We start from the raw sequence: 14,451 nt of genomic DNA, 5'->3' as shown, positions 1-14,451 counted from the left end.
CGTCTACCCTGGGCGCCCATGCACTCTCGAACGCTCATCCTGGCCGCCGCCTGGGGGCTGGTGGCCTGTGCGCGACAGGTCCCCACCTCCGCCCCCACCACCCCGGCGGCGCCCCGTGCCGTACGGCTCCTACTGGACACTCCCGCGCAGGAGACCGAGACGCTCTCGAAGCGGCGCGACGACCTGGACATCGACACCACCGAGGGCGAGCGCACGCCGCGCGTCGTGACCACGGGCCAGACGCCCCTGCTGCGGCTGGAGGGAAGCCGGGCCCGGCTCTACGGCGACGCCCGGGCGACGCTGGGCATCTCCGTGGACAACTTCCTGCTGCTGGAGGTGCTGGATGCGAAGGGCCAGCGGGTGCGCAGCGCCGTGGTGGGCTTCACCGAGGGCGTCCACATGGGCAAGGAGCAGGTGGATGCCCTGGGGCGCCGCGCCTTCAGCTTCGAGCCGGGCGAGGTGGACCTCACCCAACTCCTGCCCGAGTCCGAGCCCTTCCAGGTGCGCGCCACCGCGCTGGACTACTGGGGCGTGGGCCGGGTGAGCGACGTGTTCCTCGTGCTCGTTCCGGACGCGCGCCCCTCCTCCGACGACGACCTGCGCGGCCAGTGAGCCCGCGCGCTCCGCCCGCCACCGTGTGACGGGCGGGCACCCGCCCACCCTCGAGCAGGGTGGGCGTCACCGCGAATCAGAAGCGCAGGGCTCCCGCCGGCAGACGGAGCATGCCCCCCGCCTTGTTCCCGCGTACCGGGCGCGCGCCGCCCAGCACGGCATCACAGCCAGGATCGCCGCACACGTCCCGGTTCGCATCCAGGGGGTCGAAGCCACCGCCCTGCGTGGCCATCACCGCGCCCACCGTGCCCGCGGCCACCACCGCGCCCACGCCGGCCCACACGTACCAGCGGCCGTACCAGGGCTTGCCGGAGCTCACCTCGGTCTCAGGCTCCAGGTCGCGCGCCGTCAGGCCCGGGGCCGTGTCGTCGGTGAAGGACGGCTCCAGCACGGGGTTCTTCGGCACATCCCGCGTGGCCACCGACGTGTCCTCCAGCGGCCGCAGCGTGCCCTCCACCGAGTAGTTGCGGCCGGCGAACACGGTGATGTTGTGCACGGCGGGCTTGAAGCCCGGGGCCCGGAACTCAATCTCGCGCGAGCCCGGCTTGAGCAGCACGTTGCCCTGCGGCACCGGCCCCACCTCCACACCGTCCACCACCGCCATCGCGTCGGCCACGTCCGCGGTGAGCGTGGCGAAGCCCATGGTGGCGTCCAGCGACACCGGCACCTCCTGCTGCGAGCCCTCCTTGACGTCGATGCGCCGCGTGAACTCGGCATAGCCCGGCTTGCGGACCACCAGCAGGTGCTCACCCGGCGTCACCTCGAGCGGGATGGGGGCCGCGGTGAGCGAGCCGGCGTCCTTGCCATCCACCTGCAGCTTCGCCCCGCGCACGCCCCCGGTGATGCGGACCAGCAGCTCCGTCTTCTTGAGCTCCAGCGGCGCGAGCAGGTCGTCCTCGGAGGAGGTCTCCACGGGCTTCTTCGCGGCCTTGCCCCGCGCCGTCGCGCCGCTCTTCGTCTTCGCGGGCTTCTTCGTCACCTTCGTGGACTTCTCGCGCGCGGGCTTCGCGGGCTTCTTCTTCACCACCTTCGTCTTCCCGCCCTTCGTCTTCGAAGGCTTCGTCTGCGGGGTGAGGGGGGCGAGGAGGTCATCGTCCTGCGCGAAGGCGGAGGACGGCGCCGCCAGGACGGTCACCAGGGCGAACAGGACGATGCGGTGGAGGCTCATGTCAGGCCGAAGGTTAGAGAGTCATCCCAGGGGAATCAAACAGAGTCCCCCTGGCCGTGCCGTTGGGCGAATATCCGCGCCCCATGCACCGCGCTCCCGCCTCCCTGGCAGTCGCCCTCAGTGTCCTCTCCCTCACGGCGTGCCCCGCCAAGGCGCCTCCCCGCATAGAGGCGCAGAACCCACCTCCACCTCCCGTGCGCGTGCCTGCCGGCTGTGAGAGCAGCCAGGCAGGCGAGTACCACCACGCCGAGAATCCGGCCTTCCGCTACCACGGTGAGGACGACGGCGGCACGCTGTCGCTCACCGTGTCACGCGCCCTCGCGGAGGGTGGAACCGATGTGCCCGACGCGGGCGCCGCGTCCATCGTCCTCCAGCGGACACCCGAGGGCTTCTTGGGCGAGACGCGCGCCATGGGCTTCGCGGGCTCCGGCACGCCCTGCCCCGTCGTCTTCCCCACCGAGGTGGTGTCGTGCGCGGACGCGGGCCTCACGCTGCGCTCCGCGGCCAGCACCTCCATCGACGAGGGCTGCCGCCCTGCCCCGTCCGGCGCCCCCACCGTGCGGCTGCAGCAGGTGCTCCTGCGCGGCGCGCCCGACTCGGGCACCTGAAACGACAAGGGGCGGGGCCTTGCATGGCCCCACCCCGGATTCCCTACGCGCAGGAAGCGTCGCTCAGGCCGCGCGGCGCGGCTGCTCGCCAGAGGCGTTCACCGTGGGCGCAGGCTCCGCCAGCTTCAGCCGGCCGGACAGGCCCTGCAGGAGGCTGGACACGCCCACGTACAGGAAGCCCGCCTGGAACAGGATGATGAAGGGCACCGACGTGTAGATGCGCGCGTCGATGGCGAACCACAGCGCGCCCGTGAAGTAGGCCGCGAAGGCCAACTCCACCACCGGCATCAGCGTCTTGCTGCCGCGGTAGGTCTTCTTCACCGCGACGACCTTCTTGCCCTCGGCGCCCGTCTTCGGCGTGCGCGCGAAGCCGGACTGCTGGTTGAGCAGCGCCTCCAGCACCGCCTTCGCGTTGTTGATGGCCAGGCCGATGCCCAGGCTCATCAGGAAGGGCAGGTACTTCACCCGCGACCACCCCTTCACGCCCATCTCCCGCTGCGCGGCCACGTAGAACACGCAGACGCTGGCGGTGGCGCTGATGAAGAAGGGCAGGTCCAGGAAGAGCGTGCCGTACAGGCCGTGCTGGAAGCGCACCACCATGCTGATGGGCATCAGCACGGACAGGAGCACCATCAACAGGTAGGCCATGTTGTTGGTGAGGTGGAAGAAGGCCTCGCGCTTCACCGCCAGGGGCAAATCGCTCTTGAGGATGGTGGGCAGCAGCTTCTTCGCCGTCTGGATGGAGCCCTTGGCCCAGCGGTGCTGCTGGCTCTTGAAGGCGTTCATGTCCACCGGCACCTCGGCCGGGGAGATGACCTCGGGCAGGAAGATGAACCGCCAGCCCTTGAGCTGGGCGCGGTAGCTCAGGTCCAGGTCCTCGGTGAGCGTGTCGTGCTGCCAGCCGCCCGCGTCGGAGATGGTGTCGCGCCGCCAGATGCCCGCGGTGCCGTTGAAGTTGAAGAAGCAGCCGGAGCGGTTGCGGGCGGTGTGCTCGATGATGAAGTGCCCGTCCAGGAAGATGCTCTGGGCCTGCGTCAGGATGGAGAAGTCACGGTTGAGGTGACCCCAGCGCACCTGCACCATGCCCACCTTGTCGTCCGCGAAGAACGGCACCGTGCGCAGCAGGAAGTCCGGCGTCGGCACGAAGTCCGCGTCGAACACCGCGACGTACTGGCCCCGCGCCAGCTTCAGGCCGTTCTCCAGCGCACCCGCCTTGAAGCCCTGGCGGTTGGTGCGGTGGATGTAGACGATGTCATGGCCCTTCTGCTTGTGGCGCTCCACACACGCACGCGCGATGCCGCACGTCTCGTCCGTCGAGTCGTCCAGCACCTGGATTTCCAGCAGCTCGCGTGGGTAGTCGATGCGGCACACCGACTCCACCAGGCGCTCCACCACGTACATCTCGTTGAAGATGGGGAGCTGGATGGTGACGCGTGGGAGCTCCTTCAGGGGCCCCTTCGGCGTAGGCAGCTTGAACTTGTGCCGGTAGTACAGGAACGCCATCCGGTACCTGTGCGAGCCGTAGACCGCCAGCACGCACAGGACGCTGAAATAGACGCCCAGGAAGATGATCTCGACGGTGGTCATCGGTGACGCTCAGCCCCTCCCGCTCGGCCCCCGTGGCCCGCGGTACTTCCCAGCTCGGCGGCATCAGACCCCTTCTCACGCTGACTGCCGCCAGATGGGTCTGGTGAGCCCCCGCTCCGTATGTGCCCGGAAAGACAAGGTTTTAGCCTTCCAGGAGTGATCGGCGCCGGACAATAGGGACGCGTCAAGGTCGTGTCAAACTATTCCCCGGATTTGAACGTTCCGTTCACGGGGAGCTGACACCCTGCGTCACAGTCGTCTCCAGGAGTGCGCGGGGACGGCGCCGGGGCTGAGGCGGCGCCGGTGAGGGGGCCAACCTGGAGGGTCAGCTCACCGCGCGGCGGGGCTCGGGGGCGAGGGGGACGGGGGCCACGGCGGGGGCCTCGGTGACGTTGGCCTCGTCGCGCGTCGCCAGCGCGAGGATGCGCTCGGTCAGCTCGGCGAAGTCCAGGCCGCCCTGGGCGGCAATCTTCGGCAGGAGGCTGGTGGGGGTGAAGCCGGGCAGCGTGTTCACCTCCAGCACCACGTCGTTCTCCGTGTCCGAGCAGAGCAGGTCCACGCGGGCGTAGCCGCGGCAGCCCAGCGCGCGGTACGCGCCCAGGGCCAGCGCCTCCACGTTGGCCACGCGGGTGGCGGACAGGCGGGGCGGCAGGAAGTAGCGCGCGCCGCCCTTGTACTTGGCCTCGTAGTCGAAGCCCTCGCGCGGGGTCGCCACCTCGCAGCTGCCCAGCACCGAGTCCCCGAGGATGCCCACCGTCACCTCGCGGCCGGACGCGAAGCGCTCCACCAGCGCCTCACCGCCGAAGCGGCACGCCTGCGCCACCGCGGGGGCGAGCGCCTCCGGCGCGTGCACCACCGACAGGCCCACCGACGAGCCGCCACACGCGGGCTTCACCACGCAGGGAAAGCCCAGGTCGCCATGCAGCTCCAGCGCGCGCGCCGCGGCGTCGCGGCCCACGCGGTAGCCCTGCGGCGTGGGCAGGTTGTGCAGCCGGAAGAGCTTCTTCGCCATCGGCTTGTTCATCGCCAGCGCGGAGGCCAGCACACCCGAGCCGGTGTACGGCAGCTCCAGCAGCTCCAGCAGGCCCTGTACCCGGCCGTCCTCGCCCATGCGCCCGTGCAGCGCGATGAAGGCCACGTCCAGCTCGGCCGCGCGCAGCGCCCGGTCCAGCCCGGGGCCGGCGAAGATGCGGGTGACCTGGTGGCCTCGGGACTCCAGGGCCCCGACGACGGCCTCTCCCGTCTTGAGCGAAATCTCCCGCTCCTCGCCCCACCCACCCATCAGAACTCCGACGCGCTTGCCCATGTCGATGATGCCTCCTGGGCACGGGACAGAGCACGGAGGATGCCAACCCCGCCGGGTCCGCTCAGGATGGGACGGCCCGCGCGATTTCCCCTCGGAACAGGGGGTTGCGGGGACGCCCGGGCAGGCGAGCAGGCGTGGTCTTCAGGACACGCCGTGGCCCCCGGGACACGGGGCGGAGACTGTAGAAAATCCCGCCCCGCCCGGGACTCAGGGGCCCGCGTCGGTGCCTGCGTCGGTACCCGTACCGGCGTCGGTGCCCGTGCCAGCGTCGGTACGCGTGCCGGCATCGGAGGTGGAAGTGCCATCGGAGACGCAGGCGTCATCCACACAGGCAAAGCCCGACAGGCACTGGTTGCGGTCGTCGCAGGGCTGCCCCTCCTCGTCGAAGTCGAGGAGCAGGCTGCACGCGGACAGGCCCAGGCAGAGGGCCGCGAGCGGGACGAGAGAACGCAGGGGACGGCGCATGGCTAGTAGTTCCGGAGATCGTCTTCGTCGAGTGAAGGCCGCTTCTTCTTCTCCTCTTCCTCCCGCCGCCGCCGCTCCTCCTCCTCGCGCTTGCGCTTCGCTTCCTCCTCACGCTTGCGCTTCGCCTCCTCCTCGCGCCGCGCCTCCTCCTCGGCCTCCTTCTTGCGCTGCTCCTCCAGCTCGCGACGCTGGCGCTCGACTTCCTCGCGACGCTGGCGGGCCTCCTCTTCGCGCGTGCGCTTGCTGTCCGGCGGGCGCGTGGTGGCGGGCTCCTCGGTCTTCGAAGGCGTCGTGGCGGCAGGAGGAGTCTTCGCCGGGGGAGGCGGCATGGGCAGCGGCTCGCTACGGGGCTTCGACGCGGGGGGCGGAGGCGGCATGGGCAGCGCCTCACGCTTCGAGGGCGGCGGTGCCGCGGTGCTGCTCGCCCGGGCGGGGGCCTTGCTGCTGCCGCCGCCCTCCGAGAAGGCGAAGTATCCGCCCAGGCCCGCGGCGGCGAGGCCCGCGAGGACGCCCACGTCCGCAATCAGCGCGTACGTCTTGCCGGTGTCCTTGAGGTCCTGCGCGCGCGGGCTGGTCTGCGGGGCGCGCCTGAAGTCGTCCTCCTTCGCGGAGGCCTCCATGCCGAAGTAGATGCCGCCGGCCACCATGGCCACGCCCGTGGCCATCAGCACGTAGCCCACGGTGCGGCGCGTGGTGCCGCCACCTCCGAAGTGCGTCACCGGCTTGCCGCCCTGGCGCGGCGCGTCCGCGGCCACCAGCCCCGTCAGCAGCGCCTCCGAGCCCGCCGCCATGCCCTCCCCGCGCGGCACCGTCCCCAGCGCGTAGGCCAGGTTGTGCCCGTCCGCCACGTCCAGCCGCAGCGCCGTCACGTCCAGCGGCCCCGCCCCCGCCCCACCCCGGACCAGCAGCGCCAGCACCTGCGGCACCCCGGCCAGCGTGCCCAGCTCGCGCAGGGCCTTGTCCCGCTCCTGGCTCTCGGGCTTGCGCGCCACCGTCTCGGTGAGGGTCTGCAGCGTCTTCTGCGTCGGCAGGGGCGTGAGGGTGAGCAAGGTGTCGCCCTCTCGCGCGCGGCGCTGGGCCAGCGCGTAGCCCGGCGCCACCACCGTGACGTAGTGGTCCGCGGGCGACAGGTCCGACAGCACCACCGGCGACACGCCGCGGAACTGGCCGTCCACGAACACCTGCGCGGGCACAGGCTCCGTGCGCACGGTCAGCGCCGCCTTCGGCGCCGCGAGCACCGCCTTGCGCTCCTTCTCCACGAAGGCCATCTCGTCCGGAGGGAAGAAGTTGGGCGAGAACTGCGCACGCGGGTCCACCGCCAGCACCGAGCGGATTTCGAGCTGGGCCGCCGTGTTCTCCCCGTTGGCCACCTGCGAGGCCGCCTTCATCACCCGCGCGCGGCTCAGCTCGCCGAAGCGCAGTGAAAGGTCGCCCGCCTCGGACGCGCGCACCGCCTTGTCGAACTGCTGGAGCGCCTGCTGCGTGTCCAGCTCGTCATAGGCGCGCTGGCCCTCCTTGATTGCCGTGGCGGCCTCGGCGGCCCGGGCCTCGCGCTCGCGCCGCCCCGCCACGTCCAGCGCGTCCGCCAGCCGCACCAGGTCCAGCCGGCCGGAGCGCGCCACCGCCTGCTCCGCCAGGTGCGCCAGCCGCGCCGCCTCGGGACGGGCCGCCGCGTCCAGCGGAACGACTACCACCGTCACCGCCTGCGCGGAGGCCGCCGGAATGGCCCGGGGCACCAGCCGCACGGGCATGGAAGACTGCTGCGCCGCCGCCACGGGTCCTACCGCCAGCAGGCCCACCAGCCACCCGCTCAGGGCCGCGTGCAGCGCGCGATTGCTCGAAGGTCGCATCACTCGTTCACCCTCTGTTCGTTGCGCATCAAACGGACTGCGCGGCGAAATGCAAGCGCGAAGGAGTCATCACCGACCCGAGGTGCGGGCCGGAACGCGCGCAGGGGCCGGGCCCAGGCCGTTCAGATAGTCGAGGGCGACCTTCAGCGGGTAGTCCTTCATGCCCGCGGTGACGTCCCAGTCCTTGAGGCCCTCGGGCAGGCCGCGCGTCGCGGGGGAAGGCGTCTCGGTGGTGGCGACGGGCTCGGCGCGGAAGTGGCGCTGGAGGTCCTTCTCGCGCACCACCTCGCGCGGCGTCTTGCCCCCCTGCTCGTCGGGGACGACGTAGTCCGGGGTGATGCCGCGCTCCTGGATGCTGCGCCCCTTGGGCGTGTAGTAGCGGGCGATGGTGAGCTTCAGGCCCGAGCCGTCCTCCAGCTCGATGACCGTCTGCACGCTGCCCTTACCGAAAGTCTGGGTGCCCATGATGACGGCGCGGCCGTGGTCCTGGAGCGCACCGGCGACGATTTCCGACGCGGAGGCGCTGCCCGCGTTGACCAGCACCACCACGGGGTAGTCCTTCTCCGTGTCGCGGTCCTTGCTGCGCTCCTCGGTGGCGTTGCGGCCGTCGCGCCCGCGCGTGGAGACGATGGGCAGGTTGCCCGGCAGGAAGCGGTCGCTCATCGCCACCGCCTGGTCCAGCAGGCCGCCGGGGTTGTTGCGCAAATCGAGCACCAGCCCGCGCAGCTCCTTGCCCCCGTTGAGGGCGCGCAGCCGGTCCAGCTCCTTGCGCAGGTACAGGTCCGTGCGGTCCTGGAAGTTCTTCACCTTCACGTGGCCGATGCCGCCGTGGAGCGCGCCCTCCACCGAGACGATGCGGATGTGGTCCCGGATGATGGCGATTTCGCGCGGCGCGCTGAAGCCCTGGCGCATGATGGTGAGCAGCACCCGCCCACCCGCCGGGCCGCGCATCTTCTGCATGGCCCGCCCCACGTCCATGCCCTGCGTGGGCTCGCCGTCGATGCCCACCAGCTCGTCGCCGGCCTTGATGCCAGCGCGCGCCGCCGGGGTGTCGTCGATGGGGGCCACCACCACGATTCGCTCGCCCTTGCGCGCGATTTCGATGCCCAGCCCGCCCCACTCGCCCGAGGTGTCTATCTTCATCTCCCGGAACACCTCCGGGGGCATGTAGACGGTGTGCGGGTCCAGCGTCTCCAGCATGCCCTGGATGGCGCCGTGGATGAGCTGCTCCCGGTCCGCCGGCTCCACGTAGTTGTTCTCCACGTAGGAGAGCACCCGCGCGAACAGCTCGAGCTGGCGGTAGGTGGCGTCGTCGCGCTCGGCCCGCTCCGCGCGGCCGGGGGGCACCGCCGCGCCGGAAGTCCGTGCGCCGGCCTTCGACTTCTCGTCGGCGGCCGAGGGCGCGCTCAGGAGGAGGAGGGCGGCCAGCGCCGCGCGCCACGGCTGGGGAAGACGCGTCACGTCGGTACGTCCTTTCACGGAAGCCCCGGGGTGACGCGGCCTCCGCCCCCTACTCTACCCCGGCCCTCAGAGCCCCGCCGTGTCGGCGAAGCGCACCAGGTGCGACACCAGCTCGTCCGGCCGCTCCAGCTGCGGCACGTGCCCGAAGCCGTCCACCACGTCCACCCGGGCGTGCGGCGGCAGGTGGGCGCGGTACCACTCCAGCGACACCGAGGGGAGCAGCCGCTCGCTGCCGCCCCACAGGAACAGCACCGGCATGGCCAGGTTGCGCACCTTCGCCGGCTCCAGGCTGGCGCGCGTGGCCAGCGCCTCCGAGGTGAGCGCCCGCACCGTGGGCGTGTCATAGAAGCGGCGCAGCTCGTAGGCGAACAGCAGCGCGGGCAGCGGAGGCCGGTGGAAGAGCCGCCGGGTGAAGGCCCGCGCCTCCGCGGGCGAGCGCACCGTGAAGGAGTTGAGCAGCGCGACGTTCTCCGCTTCCGGCAGCTCCGCGCCGGCCGGGGCCACCAGGGCCAGCGCGCGCACCCACTGGGGGTACTCCGCCGCCAGATTCACCGCCATGGCGCCGCCCAGCGAGTTGCCCACCACGAAGGCCGGCCCGCCCGCCACCTGTTCGACGTACGCGCGCAGCACGTCGAACTGGTTGCGCACGCACACCTCGCCGCCGCAGTACTGCACGGAGAAGCCATGGCCCGGCAGGTCCGGCGCCAGCACCCGCGAGAAGCGCTTCGCCAGCGCGAAGAAGGTGCGCCCGAAGCCGTTGGCCGAGCCGCCCAGCCCGTGCACCAGCACCACCGGCGGCCCCTTGCCCTCGCCCTTCAGCGAGTAGTGGTGCAGCGACTGCCCGGCCACCTCCACGGTGGAGGACTCGACGCCGCGCGCCACCAGCATGCGCCGCATCACCTTCTGCATCCCACCCATCAAATCCATGCGCCTGCCTGCTCCTCGCGAGGGGTGCCGGGGAGGATAACAACCCCCGGGATTTTTCGCCGCACTGCGTTAGAGAGCAGGGGCCAGCCAGAGTGCCGGGTCCACGGCCTGCCCGGCCCTGCGGACCTCGAAGTAGAGGTAGGCGCCCTTGAGGGAGCCGGTGTCGCCCACCTCGCCCACCACGTCTCCGGCGGCCACGGCGGCGCCGAGCTCGGCGGTGAGCGTGCTCAGGTGGGCCATGAGGGTGTGGAAGCCGTCGCCGTGGTCCAGGATGAGCAGGTTGCCGTAGCCCCGCAGCGAGCCGGCATAGGCCACGATGCCCTCGGCCACGGCCTGCACCGGCGTGCCCGCGGGGGCGCGGATGTCCAGGCCCTTCTGCACGGTGACGGTGTTGAAGCGCGGGTTGACCACCTTGCCGAAGCCCACCTCGACAATGCCCTTCACCGGCCGGGGCAGCGTGCCTCGCAGCGCGCCGAAGCCGTGGGTGGCGGGCAGTTCTTTCAAGTCCTGCACCACGCGCGTCAGCTCGGCGTCCGCCTGCTCCAGCTCGCGCACCGCGCGCTTCGCCAGCTCGGCCTCTCCGGCCAGCGAGCCCACCACCTCCTCCAGGGCCTCCTGCTGCGCGCGGGCCAGCTTCTCCTGCTCCTGGAGGAAGGCCACGCGCGCGGACAGCGACGTCTGGAGCCGCTTCAGCTCGCGCGTCGCCTGCCGCTGGAGGTGCGCCACGCGCTGCACGGCGCGCAGCAGCTCCAAATCACCGGACATGCTGGCCTCCAGCGCGCGGGCCCGCCACACGAGCGCGGCGAAGTCCTCGGCGGACAGCAGCACCTCCAGCGGGCGGCGCCGCATCAGGCGGTAGAGGGTGCGCAGCCGGGGGGACAGCCGCCGGAGCTGGAGCCGCAGCGCCTCGCGCAGCACGACCTCCTCGCGCTCGGCCAGCGTCACGCGCCGGCGGAACACCGCCAGGTCCCCGTCCAGCGCGCGCACCCGCCTCCGGGAGAAGGACGCCATCTCCTCCATCAGCTCCACGCCCTCCAGCACGGAGAGCTTCTTCGCCTCGATGAGCGCCAGCGTCGCGCGCTGCGTGGCCAGCTTGTCGCGCAGGGCGGCCTGCTCGGCCTCCTCGGGCTGAGGCTGCGCGGACGCGGCGGAGGCCGCCAGCACCAGGGCCAGCGGCAGGTGGAGGGACGCCCGGCTCATACCCGCAGGAAGCGCCCCACCGCGACGAAGCTGCCGCCCAGGCCCAGGCCACACCCGGCGCCCAGCAGCTCCAGCGCCAGCCGCGGCTCCACCCAGGGCGCCGCCACGCCCGGCCCCAGGAGGAACGCGAAGAGCGAGCCCAGCGTGGGCCCCAGCACGTGCCCGAAGGCCCACAGCCCCAGCAGCGCCACGCCCGCGCCCAGCATCCCCTGGAGCAGGCCCTCCAGGAGGAAGGGCGCCTTCACGAAGCGGTCCGTGGCGCCCACCAGCTTCTGGATTTCAATCTCGCCGCGCCGCGCGTAGATGGCGAGCTGCAGCGTGGCCGCGACGATGATGACGGTGGCGCCCAGCACCACCGCGAAGGCCACCAGCGCGCCGAAGCGCAGCGCCCGGGCGATGGCGGACAGGCGCTCCACGGCCGCCTCGCCGTAGTCCACGCCCGACACGCCCGGCTGGGCGCGCAGCTCCTTCGCCAGGGCCTGAAGCGCGCCCGGGTTGCGCTTCTCCGGGGGCACTCGCAGCTCCAGCGTCGCGGGCAGCGGGTTCTCCGGCAGCTCCGCCAGCGCGTCGCCCAAATCGCCCAGCTCCGTGCGCAGGCGCATCAGCGCGGCGTCCGGGGGCACCAGCGTCACCTCGCCCCCGCTCAGCTCCCGCACGCGGGTGTGCACGCCGTGCACCTCGTCCTCGCCCAGCTCGGGTGACAGGTACACCGTCACCTCCACCTCGCCGCCCAGCGAGGCCAGCAGGTTGTCCAGCACCCGCGCCGCGCCCCGGGCCATGCCCGCGGAGAACAGGGCGATGGCGATGGTCGTCACCGCGATGAAGTGCACGAAGGGTGAGTGCCGCAGCCCCACCGCCGCCGAGCGCCAGAAGTACCGCGCCTTCGCCGACACGCTCATCCCGCCACCATCCGCCGCGCCGCCTTGACGCCGTCCTCGTCGGAGACAATCTGCCCGCGCTCCAGCCGCACCGTGCGCTTCTGGTAGCGCGCCAGCAGCGTCGCGTCGTGCGTGGCCACCATCACCGTGGTGCCGCGGATGTTGACCTGGGTGAGCAGGTCCATGATCTCCACCGTGAGCGCCGGGTCCAGGTTGCCGGTGGGCTCGTCCGCCAGGAGGATGGTGGGGTCATTGACGAGCGCGCGCGCAATCACCACGCGCTGCTGCTCTCCACCCGACAGCCGCAGGGGGAACGAGTCCGCCTTGTGCTCCAGGCCCACCAGCTTGAGCATGCGGCGGACCTTCTCGCGGGCCTCCGCGCGCGGCACGCCCAGCACGTCCAGCGTGAAGGACACGTTGTCCTCCACCGTCCGGTGCGGCAGCAGCTTGAAGTCCTGGAACACCACCCCGATGTTGCGCCGCAGGTACGGCACGGCGGACTCGCGGATGCGGGCGATGTTGCGGCCGCCCACCAGAATCTGCCCCTTGGTGGCCTTCTCCGCGCAGAAGATGAGCTTGAGCAGCGTCGTCTTCCCCGCGCCGGAAGGGCCGGTGAGGAAGACGAACTCGCCCTTCTCCACGTTGAGGTTGATGTCCGACAGCACCGGCGGGTCGCCGGGATACGCCTTGTAGACGTGGAAGAACTGAATCATGGCGCCTGGGGAGGGCCGCCAACCTACCACGGCCGGGCGGCGGCACCCCACGCACGGCCGGCGAGAGGGCGGGCTTCCCCCTCCCACCCCTGGCGCCACCTGTGCGACGGTGGAGGGCCATGAGCCAGCCGGCCGCGCGCCGCACGACAACGGGACAGTGGGTGGGACGCTTCGCCGGGCCGGCCGTGGCCGCGCTGGTGTACTTCGTCCCCTCCGGGCTGCACGCGATTCCGGGCATGGGCCACCGCCCCGCCGCCGCTGCCGCCGTGGCCGCGTGGATGGCCGTGTGGTGGTTCACCGAGGCCATCCCCATGGGTTGGACGGCCCTGCTGCCCCTGGTGCTCTTCCCGGCCCTGGGCGTCTTCGGGGACGGCGGCGCGCTGGTGGCGGTGGGCCGCTCGGCCCAGCCCTTCGTGGACCCGTACATCTTCCTCTTCATGGGCGGCATGGCCCTGGGCGCCGCGCTGGAGCAGTGGGGCCTGCACCGGCGCATCGCCCTGCTCATCATGCGCGCCATCGGCACCGGACCCCGGCGCCTGCTGTTCGGCATGCTGGCGGCCACCGCGGCCGTGTCGCTCTGGATTTCCAACACCGCCACCGCGGTGATGATGGTGCCCATCGGCATGGCGCTGATTGCCCAGCTGGAGGCCTCCGAGGGGCGCCGCCTGAGGCACTTCGGCGCGGCGCTGATGCTGGCGGTGGCCTACGGCTCCAACATCGGCGGCATCGGCACCAAGATTGGCTCACCCACCAACTCCGTCTTCGCGGGCGTGGTGTCGCGGCGGCTGGGCAGCGAGGTGGGCTTCGTGGAGTACATGGTCGCCGCCCTCCCCTTCGTCCTCCTCTTCCTGCCCATCGCCTGGGCGGTGCTGTGGCGCGGGGGCAGGAAGGACACGCTGGGCCCCGGGCAGGGCGGGGACGTCATCGCCAGCGAGCTGGCCCGGCTGGGGCCCCTGTCGGGCGGCGAGCGCGTCGTGGGCGGCGTGTTCTTCACCGCGGCGGTGCTGTGGATTTTCGGCGACCCGCTGCGCGCCCTGCTGGCCCCGGGCGTGGCCCGCGCATTCGACGGCTTCAAGCTGGGCGGCAAGCACTACGAGGCCGCGGTGGCCATGGTAGGCGCGCTGGTGCTGCTGGCGGTGGGCCGGCTGTCGCTGGCGGCCCTGCGCCGCGTACCCTGGGACACGCTGCTGCTGCTGGGCGGAGGCTTCGCGCTGGCGGCGGGCATCGAGGCGAGCGGCCTGTCCGTCTGGCTCATCACCCGCCTGTCCGGGCTGGAGTCCCTGCCGCTCATCACCCAGCACGGCGTGGTGGCCTCCACCACCATCCTGCTGTCGGCCATCGCCTCCAACACCGCCACCGTGAATGTCATGCTCAACGTGCTGCCCGCGTCGCGCCCGCTGATGGCGGTGAGCACCTTCGCCGGCTCGTGCGACTTCGCCCTGCCCGCCGGCACGCCGCCCAACGCCATCGTCTTCGGCAGCGGCTACGTGCGCCTGCCGGTGATGATGAAGGCCGGCGTGCTGCTGGACGTGCTGGCCGCGGCGGTGCTCACCGTCTATGGCGTGACGTGGGTGCGGTGGGTGCTGCCGTAGTCAGCCGCGGGCCACCAGGGTGTCCAGCCCCTGTAGAGGGGCTGTCCAGGGCCTGGGCGGCCACGGAAGCAGGGGAACGCCGGC

Annotated in this window: 13 protein-coding genes; 3 read left to right on the top strand and 10 right to left on the bottom strand. The window is 71.9% G+C overall.

Going from position 1 to position 14,451, the window contains the following annotated elements; translation table 11 throughout:
- Positions 1–18: 18 nt before the first annotated feature.
- Entirely contained in the window at positions 19–612 is a 594-nt protein-coding gene (locus G4D85_RS09010; protein ID WP_164010049.1) for a hypothetical protein, read from the top strand.
- A gap of 76 nt (positions 613–688) precedes the next feature.
- Here G4D85_RS09010 and G4D85_RS09005 read toward each other — a convergent pair whose 3' ends face one another.
- Complete coding sequence (locus G4D85_RS09005) at positions 689–1,780, bottom strand: PEGA domain-containing protein (RefSeq protein ID WP_164010047.1); 1,092 nt, start codon at positions 1,778–1,780, stop codon at positions 689–691.
- A 194-nt stretch (positions 1,781–1,974) separates the two neighbouring features.
- On the opposite strand from G4D85_RS09005, the gene G4D85_RS09000 reads away from it, so the two are divergent.
- Entirely contained in the window at positions 1,975–2,388 is a 414-nt protein-coding gene (locus G4D85_RS09000) for a hypothetical protein (protein ID WP_240359155.1), read from the top strand.
- Positions 2,389–2,451: 63 nt separating this feature from the next.
- Here the strand turns inward: G4D85_RS09000 and G4D85_RS08995 are convergent, their stop codons facing one another.
- The 9 genes from G4D85_RS08995 to ftsE all read right to left on the bottom strand — a co-directional run bounded on the left by G4D85_RS08995 (position 2,452) and on the right by ftsE (position 12,775).
- Complete coding sequence (locus G4D85_RS08995) at positions 2,452–3,975, bottom strand: cellulose synthase family protein (RefSeq protein ID WP_164010045.1); 1,524 nt, start codon at positions 3,973–3,975, stop codon at positions 2,452–2,454.
- A 325-nt stretch (positions 3,976–4,300) separates the two neighbouring features.
- Positions 4,301–5,281: a D-alanine--D-alanine ligase gene (locus tag G4D85_RS08990; protein WP_164010043.1), complete on the bottom strand. Its 981-nt coding sequence runs from the start codon at positions 5,279–5,281 to the stop codon at positions 4,301–4,303.
- Between the two features lie 207 nt (positions 5,282–5,488).
- A complete protein-coding gene (locus G4D85_RS08985) occupies positions 5,489–5,746 on the bottom strand; it encodes a hypothetical protein (RefSeq protein WP_164010041.1) in 258 nt (85 codons plus the stop codon).
- A 2-nt stretch (positions 5,747–5,748) separates the two neighbouring features.
- Positions 5,749–7,596, bottom strand: a complete 1,848-nt coding sequence (locus G4D85_RS08980; RefSeq protein ID WP_164010040.1) for a PEGA domain-containing protein — start codon at positions 7,594–7,596, stop codon at positions 5,749–5,751.
- A gap of 69 nt (positions 7,597–7,665) precedes the next feature.
- Positions 7,666–9,057 (bottom strand): S41 family peptidase, encoded by a 1,392-nt coding sequence (locus G4D85_RS08975; RefSeq protein WP_164010038.1) that lies wholly within the window; start codon positions 9,055–9,057, stop codon positions 7,666–7,668.
- Between the two features lie 66 nt (positions 9,058–9,123).
- Positions 9,124–9,984: an alpha/beta fold hydrolase gene (locus tag G4D85_RS08970; protein WP_164010036.1), complete on the bottom strand. Its 861-nt coding sequence runs from the start codon at positions 9,982–9,984 to the stop codon at positions 9,124–9,126.
- Positions 9,985–10,053: 69 nt separating this feature from the next.
- Positions 10,054–11,184: a murein hydrolase activator EnvC family protein gene (locus G4D85_RS08965; RefSeq protein ID WP_164010035.1), complete on the bottom strand. Its 1,131-nt coding sequence runs from the start codon at positions 11,182–11,184 to the stop codon at positions 10,054–10,056.
- On the bottom strand, positions 11,181–12,083 hold the full coding sequence (locus G4D85_RS08960) for a cell division protein FtsX (protein WP_164010033.1): 903 nt from the start codon (positions 12,081–12,083) through the stop codon (positions 11,181–11,183). The genes G4D85_RS08965 and G4D85_RS08960 overlap by 4 nt, the downstream gene beginning before the upstream one ends.
- Entirely contained in the window at positions 12,080–12,775 is a 696-nt protein-coding gene (ftsE, locus tag G4D85_RS08955; protein ID WP_163995335.1) for a cell division ATP-binding protein FtsE, read from the bottom strand. Before ftsE ends, G4D85_RS08960 begins: the two co-directional genes overlap by 4 nt.
- 119 nt (positions 12,776–12,894) lie before the next feature.
- Here ftsE and G4D85_RS08950 point away from each other — a divergent pair, with 119 nt between their 5' ends.
- The gene (locus tag G4D85_RS08950; RefSeq protein WP_164010031.1) at positions 12,895–14,367 is read left to right on the top strand and encodes an SLC13 family permease; all 1,473 of its coding nucleotides are present in this window, start codon (positions 12,895–12,897) and stop codon (positions 14,365–14,367) included.
- Positions 14,368–14,451 lie beyond the last annotated feature (84 nt).

It is taken from the genome of Pyxidicoccus trucidator, assembly GCF_010894435.1.
Classification (GTDB): domain Bacteria; phylum Myxococcota; class Myxococcia; order Myxococcales; family Myxococcaceae; genus Myxococcus; species Myxococcus trucidator.
This window is presented reverse-complemented; position numbering and strand designations above follow the sequence as displayed.